We start from the raw sequence: 11999 nt of genomic DNA on the forward strand, positions 1-11999 counted from the left end.
GATAATCCGAAAGGCCCAATGCCGCGCTGATGCGTTGCCGGATGCGGGCCTCGCATCGCCCGCAGTCTGGCCAGTTGTTGCGATTCTTCCGGTTTAAGTGATTCTTTCAGCACCCCGTGAGAGCGGTCTCGGCGGTCAGGCAGTGTAAACTCCAGCCTTTTTTTGGCACTCGTAGCATGGCGCACGCCCAGCAACGCAGGGCGCTCAGCGGCCCTGCGCTGATCCGCTTACTTGCTCGCCTGACGGACGCTGACGTTTCCGAATCCGGGCAGCCGCTTTCAGACCGGTTGAGCCAATGGCTCAGTTGGACGGATGCCATCACGCTCTCGACGGCGCTTAGCGCCAGTCCGCCGGCCATCGCCCCCAGTGTGCGGTCCGCCGGTGTCGACGCCGAGACCATGTGCAGCCGCGTCCGCACCGCACTGGCGAAGTCCATTGCCGCCGCCTGCGCGCCTGATGGCAGGCCGGGCGCAGGCGCACGCGCGCCCATTCAAAGCGCAGCGCCGGCCGCTCCGGCCAACTATGCCGATCTCCGGCAGCGCTACGTCTTGATGCAGCAGACCATGGAGATGGAGATCAGTGACTTGCGTGGCCGCCTGCGACGCGTGCTGGCGGCAAAGACGCCGGACCTGGCCCGGCTTGCGGTGCTGGATGCCAGCATGGAGCAGGCGCTGGGGGGGCGCGAGCGCACGCTGTTGAGTGCCGTCCCGACGCTGCTTGGGCAGGTGTTCGAGCGTTTGCGCGCGGCTGAAGAGCCGCAGGCCGGTACGCCATCGGAGAACGCTGCGCAACCTGTGCAAGCCACTCAAACCACATCCCGCGCGTGGTTGCACGCGTTCCGCAAGGACATGCAGAGCGTGCTCCTTGCCGAGCTGGATGTTCGTTTTCAACCGGTCGAGGGGCTGCTTGCTGCCCTTCGTACCCGCTAGCAGGACACCATGTCCAGAAATCACCTGAATCTCGTTGTTTTCTTTGTTGGGCTGGCTGCCTTGGGGTGGATCGCCGCCGGCTACATCGTGGGCATGAACCCGCTGGCGCTGGTCGTCACGATCGTGATTGGTGCCGCCTATGTGACGGGGGCGCTGGAATTGCGCCGCTATCAGCAGGCCACGGGCACGCTCACGCAAGCCGTGGCCGGGCTGTCTGAACAGCCGCCCAAGCTGGGGGCCTGGCTGGAGCAACTGCACCCGAGCCTGCGCAACGCTGTGCGCCTGCGCGTGGAAGGCGAGCGCGTTGCGTTGCCCGGCCCCGCGCTGACGCCGTATCTGGTGGGTCTGCTTGTCCTGCTGGGCATGCTCGGGACGTTGCTCGGCATGGTGATGACGCTCAAGGGCACGGGCGCTGCACTGGAGAGTGCAACCGACCTGCAGGCGATTCGCGCGTCGCTGGCCGCGCCGGTCAAGGGGTTGGGGTTCTCGTTCGGCACCTCGATTGCCGGCGTGGCCACGTCTGCCATGCTGGGATTGCTGTCTGCACTGTGCCGGCGCGAGCGGCTGCACGCTGTCCAGTTGCTCGACACCAAGATCGCCACGACGCTGCGCATCTATTCGCACGCGCATCAACGAGAAGAGACATTCAAGCTGTTGCAACGGCAGTCCGACACAATGCCTGCGTTGGTTGAACGGCTGCAGGCCATGATGACGGCTCTGGAGCAACAGGGCGCCGCCAGCAGTGAACGCCAGATCGCCAGCCAGCAGGCGTTTCTCGACAAGACGGAACTGGCCTACCGTGACCTCGCTTCTTCTGTCGGGCAGTCGTTGCAAGACAGTGCGGCCGAGAGTGCGCGCGTTGCCGGTGCGGCGCTTCAACCGGTGGTCGACACGACGATGGCGGGGCTTGCGCGCGAGTCCGCCGCGTTGCATGAGATGGTGACGCACGCGGTGCAGCGCCAGTTGGATGGCCTGTCGACGCGCTTCGAGGCAACGGCGGAGACGGTTTCCGGTATCTGGAACACGGCCTTGTCGGAACATCAGCGCGCAAGCGTTGCGCTGGTCGGGCAAGTGGGCGCGTCGCTGGACCGGTTTGCCGAAACCTTCGAGCAACGTTCGGCGCGTCTGCTCGATGGTGTTGCCGAACGCCTGGACGCCACGGCAGGCAGCCTGTCCGGTGCCTGGAACGATGCGCTGTCGCGGCAAGAGCACACCCATGCGGAACTGGCGGGCAGGAACCAGCGTGCCCTTGAGGCGGCTGCTGCAACGTTTGAACAGCATGCGGCATCGCTGCAGGATGCGTCGCGCCAATCGCACGCAGCGCTGCAAACCGCGCTGGAGGCCCGCGACCAGCAACGCCTTGCTGCCTGGACCGAGGCGCTGGGCGCAATGGGTGCCAAGCTGAGTGCGGAGTGGGAAAAGACGGGCGCCGGCACTGCGAGCCGTCAGCAGGAAATTTGCGACGTGCTGGCGCAGACTGCTCGCGATGTTGCGTCGCTGCAGGACGCGTCGCGCCAGTCGCACGCAGCGTTGCAAACTGCGCTGGAAGCACGTGACCAGCAGCGCCTGGCCGCTTGGACCGAGGCGCTGGGCAAAATGGGCACCAAGCTGAGCCAGGAATGGGAAAGGACGGGCGCTGACACTGCGAACCGCCAGCAGGCAATCTGCGATGCGCTGGCGCAGACCGCGCGCGATATCTCTTCGCAAACGCAGGCCCATGCCAAGGACACGATCGCCGAGATTTCTCGACTGGTGCAGGCCGCATCAGAAGCGCCCAAGGCGGCAGCCGAGGTGGTTGCCGAGCTGCGCCAGAAGCTGTCCGACAGCATGGTCCGCGACACGGCAATGCTGGAAGAACGTACGCGCCTGCTGGGCACGCTGGAGACGTTGCTGGATGCCGTGAATCACGCGTCCACCGAGCAGCGCACCGCCGTGGATGCGCTGGTGGCAAGTTCGGCGGAGTTGCTTGAGCGCGTTGGGGTGCGGTTCACGGATCGGGTCGAAGCCGAGACCGGCAAACTCGGTGCAGTGGCTGCGCAGGTGACCGGCAGCGCAGTCGAGGTGGCGAGCCTGGGCGAGGCGTTTGGGGTGGCCGTGCAGTTGTTCGGTGAATCGAACGACAAGCTGGTGGCGCACCTGCAGCGGATCGAATCGGCACTGGACAAGTCGCTCACGCGCAGCGACGAGCAGCTTGCCTACTACGTGGCACAGGCCCGGGAGGTGGTCGATCTGAGCATGCTGTCGCAAAAGCAGATCCTTGAAGACCTGCAACGCTTGGGCGGCCATTCGGGCGATCAGCGAGCCCTTGCCGGCACCGAGGCAGCATGAACGACGAGATTGACGGCGGCCTGGACGCCGCGCCGGTCTGGGCTGCGTTTGGCGATTTGATGTCGGTGGTGCTCGGCGCCTTCGTGCTGATTCTGGTGGGCGTGATTGGTGTGCAGCTGGAGCTGTCGTCCAAGCTGGAGAGCGAGATCAAGCAGCGCGAGGCAGAGGCGCAGCGCCGCAAGACGCTGGAGCAGGCACTGGCAGGCCCGCTGGCGGCGGGGCGCGTGACGCTCGTCAACGGGCGGATCGGCATCAACGGCAACGTGCTGTTTGCGCTCAACTCCGACCAATTGCAGCCGGAAGGCCGCACGCTGATGAAGAGCCTGGCGGGGCCGCTGGCGGCCTATCTCAAATCTCGTGACGAGATCCTGATGGTGAGCGGGTTCTCCGATGACCAGCAGGTGCGGGCAGGCAATCGCCAGTTTGCTGACAACTGGGAGCTGTCAGCCAAGCGCGCATTGACCGTGACGCGCGCGTTGATCGACGAGGGCATTCCTGCGTCGAGCGTGTTTGCGGCAGCGTTTGGCTCGCAGCAGCCCGTGAGTTCCAATGCGGATGACGTGGGCCGCGCGAAGAACCGGCGTGTAGAGATTGCCCCGGTGCCGAGGCAGTCAGCTTCCAACGGTGGGCGTCGTGAGTCGAACTGATTCGCACACGCAGGCCACGCTCGACGACTGGCGCGCACGCGGAGCGGATCGCCTGGATCGCGTGCGCTTTCACTTTATCGAGGCGCTGCATCGCCGTGCGGCCAACCAAACAGGTGAGGCGCGGCGCATCCTGGATGAACGGCTGGGCAACCTGATCGCCGCTTATGCGGATGATCTCGCTCGAGCGGCACCCACGTCTGAGGCAGAGGGGGCCGCAGGTGAACCGGCCCGCAGTGCGCTGGCTGAATTGCTTGACGGTATCGCCAGCCAGGCGCGTGAGGATGCCAATGCCAGCAGCGCTGAAACCGGTGTTCCGGGGCGTCATCCCCATGCGCCGACCGAGCTGAAGATGCTCGAAGACGTGCGGGAAACCTGGTCGCGCGTCAGTGCAGAGAAACAGCTGCGCCAGTCACTGGATCAGGTGCCGACCAATGCCGGCCCTCTCAATTCGAGCAGCCTTGTGCATCGGTCGCTGTTGCTGATGCGCGAGGTATCGCCGGAGTATCTGCGGCAGTTCCTGTCGTATGTGGATGCGCTGTCGTGGCTGGAGCGCATGGGCGGGGAGGTGGCTGTGGCGGGGCAGGAGGTGGGGCGCAGGAGTGCGCGGAGCAAGGTGCATGGCTAGGTCGGCAACCGCTGTTCGGCTCACCACTTGATGCTGGAATACGCAGCGATATCAGTGTGAGGCTGCAAAAAGGGGCATGCAGCAATCGGAGAATGATTATTAAACCTTAACAAATCCATTTTCATTGAGGACTGCCCGGTGCTGCCCCGTGATGGCATTCCATCTAGACGCCTGAAATAAAACCCGCTTAACCCGCGCAGCTGCACGCATCAGGAAATGCGCTGCATTAATCACCTACTCGTTTCCAGTGCTTCAGGGCAGATCGTGTTTGCGGCGATTTGTATGGATCTGTAGCGTTATATTGCGATTTGCACGCAACGTCGTCATCTTGAGGGTGACCGCTTTCCACACAGTGTGTGTAAAGCCTGAGCTGTTGTAAATCTTCTTGTGCTTTCTGTAACAGTGTGTTGCAAGTTTTTCGGGCTGCCTGCAGAATCGTGCCCGCGCGGTACCTCCTCCCATTTTTCATCCAGCTTTTGAGCCATCCCTGCCGGCGTTCTCCGAGCGGGGCAAGCCGTCTGCATACAACAAAGATTGGCGCAGATTGCGGGTAATGCCCGGGATTTACGGAGAGGTTGCCAGCGTTTTGCATAAGCCGACATCCCCGGTAGGGGAAATAGCAGCGGCCGCGATACTAAGAACATCAAAACAACGCACAGGGATGGGGAAGTAAGAATGCATGCGGATCTGGCGCTGCGCATGACGGCGAATCTTTTGTGGACGGGGCTAACCATTTGCCTGCCTGTCCTCGCTGTCATTTTGGTGGTCGGGCTTGCCATTAGCTTGTTGCAGGTCGTGACCCAAGTTCAGGAAATGTCCCTGACTTTTGTCCCCAAACTCCTTGCGACAGGCGTTGTCTTGATCGCGATGGGCCCGTGGATGCTGCGCAAGCTGACAAGCTATGCCGCGCAGCTCTGGGCAAGCATTCCAACCTTGTTCTGAAGCCGTCGTCCCGTGGCGTCGATGGTTGGTTTTCCGTGGTACGGACCTTGGGCCGTATCCGTGCTGCTGATGAGCATCCGTATCGGCATGGTCTTCGCCATGACGCCGATTCTCAGCGCCATACCCGTGCCTCTCATGGTGCGGGTGCTGTTCGTTTTCGGATTTTCTGCTGCGTTGGTGGGGGCGATACCGTCTGCTACGTATCGAGGCACCATCGATTTGACAGCGCTGATGACCGCAGCGCTGATTGAGTTCTCGGTAGGGGTTGTACTCGGGCTCGGCGTGTTGCTTGCATTTGCGACATTCTCGGTGGCAGGGCGCATCCTCGATATTCAGATCGGATTTGGCATCGGCCAGTTGTTCGATCCTGCTACGCGCCAGAACCTGCCGCTGCTGACCGGCACCATGGGCTATCTCGCTGCTGTATGCCTGTTTTCCCTGGACGTCCATCACACGCTGCTGCGGGCACTGGCTTATAGCTTTGAGCATTTTCCAATGGGCATGCCATGGGCAATGGCAGACAGCTTTCCTGTCGTGCTGCGTCATTTGGCCGGCGTGTTCACGCTGGCGTTTGCACTGGTTGCTCCGGTCGTGACGTGCCTGCTGCTGACGGAGTTCGGGCTGGTTCTACTGGCGCGAAATCTTCCTCAGATGAACATGTTTGCGCTGGGTATGCCGGTCAAGATCATCGTGGGCCTGGGTGCGCTGGCAGCCTGGCTTTCGGGGGCGGGGGATCACGTCGGCCGCATCTTCACTGCAGTGTTCCGTAGCTGGGAGGCACTGTTCCGATAATGGCTGACGAGGATTTTGACAAGAGCGAAGCGGCGTCGCCCTATAAATTGCAGCGTGCGCGCGAACAAGGGCAGGTACCGAAGAGTACTGAGGTGGTCACGGCCGTGGTGCTGGTCACAGCCATTGCCATGCTGCATGCCAAGGGTGCGGATGGGATCCTGCGAGAGTTTCGTTTCGATCTCACAGTCCTCCAGCGTGCGGCTCGCGCTGAGGATGGTGTCGAACTGGTGGCGCTGACAGGGGCCATGCTTGGGCATCTTCTGGCTGCTCTGCTGCCTTTTCTCGTCACGATCGTTCTGGCGGCCATTGCGGGCAATCTGTTGCAGACAGGGCCGATGTTCGCTCCGAAGGCACTGAAACCGGACTGGAGTCGACTGAATCCCGTCAAAGGCCTGCGCCAACTGCTGTCGGTTCGTACGCTATTTCAGGCAGGGCGATCCTGCATCAAATTGGTGTTGCTTGCACTGGTCGTCTGGTATGCGCTGAAGGCCATGCTGCCGCAGTTCCACCATCTGGCGGCGTTGTCACCGCGTCGCTATATCGAAACGATGGTCGCCGATATCGGTGACGTCGGGTTTCGCGTTGGGGCCATTCTGGTACTGATCGCCGCCGTCGACTGGCTCTTCATGCGCAGGCAGTTCGCTACGCGCATGCGTATGAGCAAGCGCGAGGTCAAGGACGAGCACAAGCAACGAGAGGGCGATCCTCGCATTCGTGCGCGCCAGCGCGAGATCCGTCAACAGATGTCCAAGCGTTCCGCCTTGATCGGCAAGGCCGGCGGTGCCGACGTCATCATTGCCAATCCGACTCACCTCGCTGTTGCGCTGGAGTACCAGCACGGCAAGATGGAGTCGCCGCGTGTCATCGCCAAGGGGGCTGGCGCGGTGGCTTTGGCCATTCGCCGGGTGGGTCGCGATCATGGCGTGCCTATCGTGGAAAACCGTTCCCTGGCGCGTGCGCTATTCCGGCAGCTCGATATCGGGCATCACGTGCCGCCATCCCTGTACGCCGATGTGGCGAAGATCATGGTCTGGGTGCTTGCGATGAAGCGGTCGCGGCACGCTGTTACGGCCGCGTCGGCTGAAGGTGCTCTGTCATGATGAACTTGCAACGTCTGTTATTGCGGCAAGGGGACGTTGTGCTGGTCGCGCTCGTCCTCGGCATTCTGCTGGTGCTCTTTGCGCCGATTCCGCGCGGGATGCTGGACTTCCTCATCCTGGCCAACTTCTCGTTTGCTTTCCTGATCTTGCTGTTGACGTTCTACATGGCGCGGCCAGTGGAGTTTTCCACCTTTCCGTCGCTGCTGCTGATCGCAACGCTGTTCCGGCTGTCACTCAATGTGGCAGCGACACGGCTGATTCTTGCCGATGCCGATGCCGGGCGTGTCATTGCCGCCATCGGATCGTATGTCGTCGGTGGCAACTACGTGATCGGGCTGATCGTTTTTCTGATCCTGATCGTCGTGCAGTACGTGGTCGTGACGAGCGGTGCTCAGCGCGTCTCAGAAGTGGCAGCGCGCTTCACCCTGGACAGCATGCCTGGTCAGCAGATGAGTATCGATGCCGATCTGAACATGGGGTTTATCGATCAAGAGGAAGCACAGCGGCGGCGTAAGAACCTGGAGAAGGAAGCCGCGTTCTACGGTGCGATGGATGGTGCCAGCAAGTTTGTCAAAGGTGATGCCATTGCCGGGATCATCATCATGCTCATCAACATCGTGGGTGGCCTGGTGATCGGCACCATGCAGTTCGGAATGCGCTGGGATCAGGCCTTGCAGACCTACACGCTGCTGACGATCGGCGATGGGATTGTGACGCAGGTTCCTGCGCTGGTGATCGCCGTGGGCACCGGCATCATCGTGACCCGCTCGGCCTCGGATACCAACCTGAGCCAAGAGGTGCTGCGGCAGATTACTTCGCTTCCGAAAACGCTGCTGCTGGTGGCCTGCGCACTCGTTGGCCTCTTCCTCCTGCCTGGCATTCCGTGGCTACCGGTCGCTGTACTGCTGGCCGTCATGCTTGGCATTGCGATGTTTGCCTTTCGCGGCAAGCGCGCAGATGTAGGTGCTGATGTGGAGGTGCCCAAGCCAGACGAGCAATCCGCGCGCGATGGCGATACATACGCAGCGCTTGCCATCGAACCGATCGAGGTCCACGTTGGCTCGCAGTGGTTGCCGTTGGTTGGGCAGGAGGGCGGACTGTTCATGGACCGGATTCTGCTGTTTCGCAAGCAGCACGCACAGGAGTTGGGCCTGGTGTTGCCGCCTGTCCGGTTTCGTGAGGGATCGAAGCTGGGGCCGAATCAGTATGAGATCCATGTGGACGGCGTCGTTCGGGCGAAAGCGGAAGCCCGGATGGACCGCTTGCTGGCGATTCATCCGTCGGGCGATACCCGCGCGATCCCGGGCGAGGTCACCAAGGACCCAACCTACGGCCTGCCCGCGCTGTGGATCGAGAACACGCAACGCGATGCCGCCGCGACTGCGCGGTACACCTTGGTTGATCCGCAGACTGTTTTCCTGACGCACCTGACCGAGATCCTGCGGCGCGAATCGGCCACCTTGCTTACACGAGCGGACACCGAGCGGTTGCTGGCGCGTGTGCGGGAAAGCCACCCCGGACTGGTGGAAGAGCTGATCCCGACTGTGCTGACCCTGGGGGATGTGCAGAAGGTCCTGCAGCATCTGCTGCGCGAGAAAGTCAGTATTCGGCATATCGAGGCGATTCTCGAAACGCTGGCGGACGGTGGTCGCAATACCAAGGACCCGTTGGCGTTGACCGAGCTGGTGCGTCAACGCCTGGGTCACGCAATTTGCCAAGCGTTGATCGGTGATGCCGGTGCGCTGCAGGTGCTGACACTGGATGCCGCGATGGAAGCCGGCTTTCTGCAGGGTTTGCATACCGGCGATGCAGGTGGGCAATTCGCATTGGAGCCTCGCCTCGCGGAGCAGTTCATTCAACGCCTGGTATTCCACGCCGAGAAAATGATGAAGAGCAACTTGCTGCCGGTGATTCTTTGCTCGCCGGAGCTTCGACGGCATATCCGCAGCCTTACCGAGCGTGTGCTGCCGCATCTGCGAGTGATCTCCATGGCCGAGGTGCCTCACGCGGTGGAGCTCAAATCGTTCGGCGTTGTTGGCGTATAGAGAATTTTGGAGAGCGTTCGTGCAACAAACACTTGTCGTCGCATTGTCTGCATTGCAGCAGGATGCAAACAGGCTGGATCGCATCGCACTCAATCTGGCGAATGCATCGACGCCGGGCTACCGGCGTGAGGTTGCCGGTGCTGGAGCAATGGTCGGTGCCACCCAGGCCTTCGGCGCTCAGGTCGAAGCGGGAGTGGCCGCGTCGGTCCCGACACAGCAGACCGTGGCGGATACGCGTCCGGGTACTCTGCGTGCGACCGGTCAGAGTCTGCAACTTGCCTTGACCGGCCCCGAATTCTTCGAGGTGGCGACGGAGTCGGGCCCTGCCTATACCCGCAACGGTGAGTTCCGTGTCGATACACGGGGCCGTTTGGTGACGATGGGCGGCAAGCCGGTGATGGGGCGCGGCGGAGAGATCGTATTGACCACGCCAAATCCGGTCATTGATAACGCAGGCGTCGTCCGTGAGGCAGGCAACATCGTGGGTCAACTGAAGCTGGTGACCTTCTCCGATCCGAAGTCTCTGCGTCGCCTTGGAGATGGACTCTGGGCGCCGGGCGAAGGCATGACGCAGGCCCAGGACACCGTGCAGACCGTCCGTCAGGGCTATCTCGAAAACAGCAACGTCAGTTCGCTGGTGGAGATGACGCAACTGGTTCAGACCATGCGACATGCGGAGTCGGTCCAGCGCATGACGCAGAACTATGACGAGATGATCGGCCAAGCAATCCGCAAGCTCGGCGAAGTCTGAAGCCGGTTGCCCTACAACAAGACAGAAGAAGACCTGAATCCAGATGCTAGACGCCCTCTATATTGCTGCCACGGGCATGCAGTCGCAGCAGACCAACGTCGACACCATTGCCAACAACCTTGCGAACGTGAATACGCCTGGATTCAAGAAAGGCAAGGTCAGTTTTACGGATCTCGTCACACAGGACGTCACGCGGGCCGTGGCGACAAGCACAGACGCGACGGCCGGATTGCTTGGCACGGCTTCCCGCCTGGGCGTAGGTGTAGGCATTGCCAGCATGGGCCGTGTTCTCGATGTGGGTGATCTGAAGAAGACGGATTCGCCGTTTGATGTCGCCATCGCTGGGCCGGGTTTTATTGAGGTGCAAATGCCCGACGGTAGCCGTGCCTTCACGCGCGGTGGCACATTGAAGGTCAATTCGGACGGTATGTTGTCAACGCTGTCGGGTTATCCGCTCAAACCGGGAATCGCCGTTCCCGAGAATGCCACCGACATGAAGATCACAGCGGACGGACACGTGATGGTGCGCGTGAGCGGCCAGTCCTCCGCAACCGACGTTGGTCAACTGGAGCTTGTCAAATTTCCGAATGCCGGCGCGATCACGGCGGTAGGCGACAACCTGTATCGCACCAACGAGAACGCGGGTGAGCCGATTGCCATGCGTGCCGGTGACGACGGTACATCGCAGATCCAGCAAGGGTTTGTTGAGTCATCCAACGTCAAGCTTGTCGACGAGATGGTGAGCCTGATGGTGGCGCAACGCGCCTATGAGGCAAACGTCAAGATCGCGCAGGCATCCGATGAGATGCTCGGCATGATCAACAATCTCCGCCGATGACTGCCCGTTGGCCGTTGCGGCGCACTTGCTTCGTCATTGCTGCGCTGGCCGCCACGGGCGGTGTGTCGACGCACGTACTCGCCGATCCCGGCGTGCACGTTGCCTTGCACGAGCGTGTCCAGGTGCGACAGGCGAGCGTGACATTGAATGATGTTGCGCAGTTACGCACGCGTGATGTGAAGACCCTGCGCCAGTTGATGGCACTGTCTATCGGCCCTGCGCCGCGTCCGGGTGAATCGATCGTGCTGGACGCCAAGACGATCGCGCGCTTTGTGCAGCGGCGACTGGAGTTGACGGCAGACGCCGTTGAGTGGGATGGCGCGGAACGTGTGCGGATCGAGCGTGCCATTCAGCCGCTGTTCGGTTCGCAGTTGCAGACAGCAGCACGTCAGCGCTTGGAGTCGTGGCTGCGTGGCCGCTACGAGCGTTTCTCTGTCTCCGCCGGGCAGAACGTCGACGATCTTTCCGTGCCTGCCGGTGACGTTGATCTGCGCGTGCGTGATCTTTCGGACAACCAGTTGCCCATGCATCGCATGGTGGTCTGGGTCGAGGTATGGGTGGCCGGTGAGTTTGTGCGCGTGGTCTCGGTGGCATTCGACGTCAACGTTTATCAGGCCGCGTGGGTCGCTCGCCATGATGTGCGTGCCGGCGACACCCTGCGCAGCGTCGACTTCGAGCGGCGTGAGATCGATATCGCCAAGTTAGGCGCGACTCCAGTTACCAGTATTCCGGATGGTTGGCGTGCCCGCCATGGCGTCATGGCGGGCGCACCGCTGATGGAGGCGGCCATGCAGCCGGCGCCTGTGATCGCGCGTGGACAGACCGTGATCTTGCGCAGCCGTGTAGGCGCGATTTCCCTGGAGGCCCGAGCCGAGGCACTGCAGGATGGATGGCCGGGTCACCCGGTGCAGGTCCGGATGCTCGCCAGCCGGTCGCCTGTCCGCGGCCACGTGATGGAAGACGGCGTTGTGGAGCTGGGCCAGTGAAGCAGACGATAGGTGG

Annotated in this window: 11 protein-coding genes; all 11 read left to right on the plus strand. The window is 61.9% G+C overall.

Annotation, left to right across the window (positions count from 1 at the left end):
• Window positions 1-176 precede the first annotated feature (176 nt).
• Entirely contained in the window at window positions 177-929 is a 753-nt protein-coding gene (locus ACS13N_RS24205) for a DUF3348 domain-containing protein (RefSeq protein ID WP_438934129.1), read from the plus strand.
• 9 nt (window positions 930-938) lie between these two features.
• Window positions 939-3257: a DUF802 domain-containing protein gene (locus ACS13N_RS24210; RefSeq protein WP_438934130.1), complete on the plus strand. Its 2319-nt coding sequence runs from the start codon at window positions 939-941 to the stop codon at window positions 3255-3257.
• Window positions 3254-3904 carry an OmpA family protein gene (locus ACS13N_RS24215; RefSeq protein ID WP_438934131.1) on the plus strand — a complete coding sequence of 217 codons (651 nt, stop codon included), beginning with the start codon at window positions 3254-3256 and terminating at the stop codon, window positions 3902-3904. The genes ACS13N_RS24210 and ACS13N_RS24215 overlap by 4 nt, the downstream gene beginning before the upstream one ends.
• Window positions 3891-4529: a DUF2894 domain-containing protein gene (locus ACS13N_RS24220; RefSeq protein ID WP_438934132.1), complete on the plus strand. Its 639-nt coding sequence runs from the start codon at window positions 3891-3893 to the stop codon at window positions 4527-4529. Before ACS13N_RS24215 ends, ACS13N_RS24220 begins: the two co-directional genes overlap by 14 nt.
• 675 nt (window positions 4530-5204) lie before the next feature.
• On the plus strand, window positions 5205-5471 hold the full coding sequence (locus ACS13N_RS24225) for a flagellar biosynthetic protein FliQ (RefSeq protein ID WP_438934133.1): 267 nt from the start codon (window positions 5205-5207) through the stop codon (window positions 5469-5471).
• Between the two features lie 69 nt (window positions 5472-5540).
• Window positions 5541-6263, plus strand: a complete 723-nt coding sequence (locus tag ACS13N_RS24230; RefSeq protein WP_438934134.1) for a flagellar biosynthetic protein FliR — start codon at window positions 5541-5543, stop codon at window positions 6261-6263.
• On the plus strand, window positions 6263-7363 hold the full coding sequence (locus ACS13N_RS24235) for an EscU/YscU/HrcU family type III secretion system export apparatus switch protein (RefSeq protein WP_438934135.1): 1101 nt from the start codon (window positions 6263-6265) through the stop codon (window positions 7361-7363). Before ACS13N_RS24230 ends, ACS13N_RS24235 begins: the two co-directional genes overlap by 1 nt.
• Window positions 7360-9408, plus strand: a complete 2049-nt coding sequence (gene flhA, locus ACS13N_RS24240) for a flagellar biosynthesis protein FlhA (protein WP_438934136.1) — start codon at window positions 7360-7362, stop codon at window positions 9406-9408. The genes ACS13N_RS24235 and flhA overlap by 4 nt, the downstream gene beginning before the upstream one ends.
• A gap of 19 nt (window positions 9409-9427) precedes the next feature.
• The gene (locus ACS13N_RS24245; protein ID WP_438934137.1) at window positions 9428-10159 is read left to right on the plus strand and encodes a flagellar hook-basal body protein; all 732 of its coding nucleotides are present in this window, start codon (window positions 9428-9430) and stop codon (window positions 10157-10159) included.
• Window positions 10160-10202: 43 nt separating this feature from the next.
• A complete protein-coding gene (flgG, locus tag ACS13N_RS24250; RefSeq protein ID WP_438934138.1) occupies window positions 10203-10997 on the plus strand; it encodes a flagellar basal-body rod protein FlgG in 795 nt (264 codons plus the stop codon).
• Window positions 10994-11983, plus strand: coding sequence for a flagellar basal body P-ring formation chaperone FlgA (gene flgA, locus ACS13N_RS24255; RefSeq protein ID WP_438934139.1), 990 nt, complete (start codon window positions 10994-10996; stop codon window positions 11981-11983). The genes flgG and flgA overlap by 4 nt, the downstream gene beginning before the upstream one ends.
• Window positions 11984-11999: the final 16 nt, after the last annotated feature.

The sequence above is a fragment of the Ralstonia sp. 24A2 genome (assembly GCF_051783885.1).
Lineage (GTDB): Bacteria > Pseudomonadota > Gammaproteobacteria > Burkholderiales > Burkholderiaceae > Ralstonia.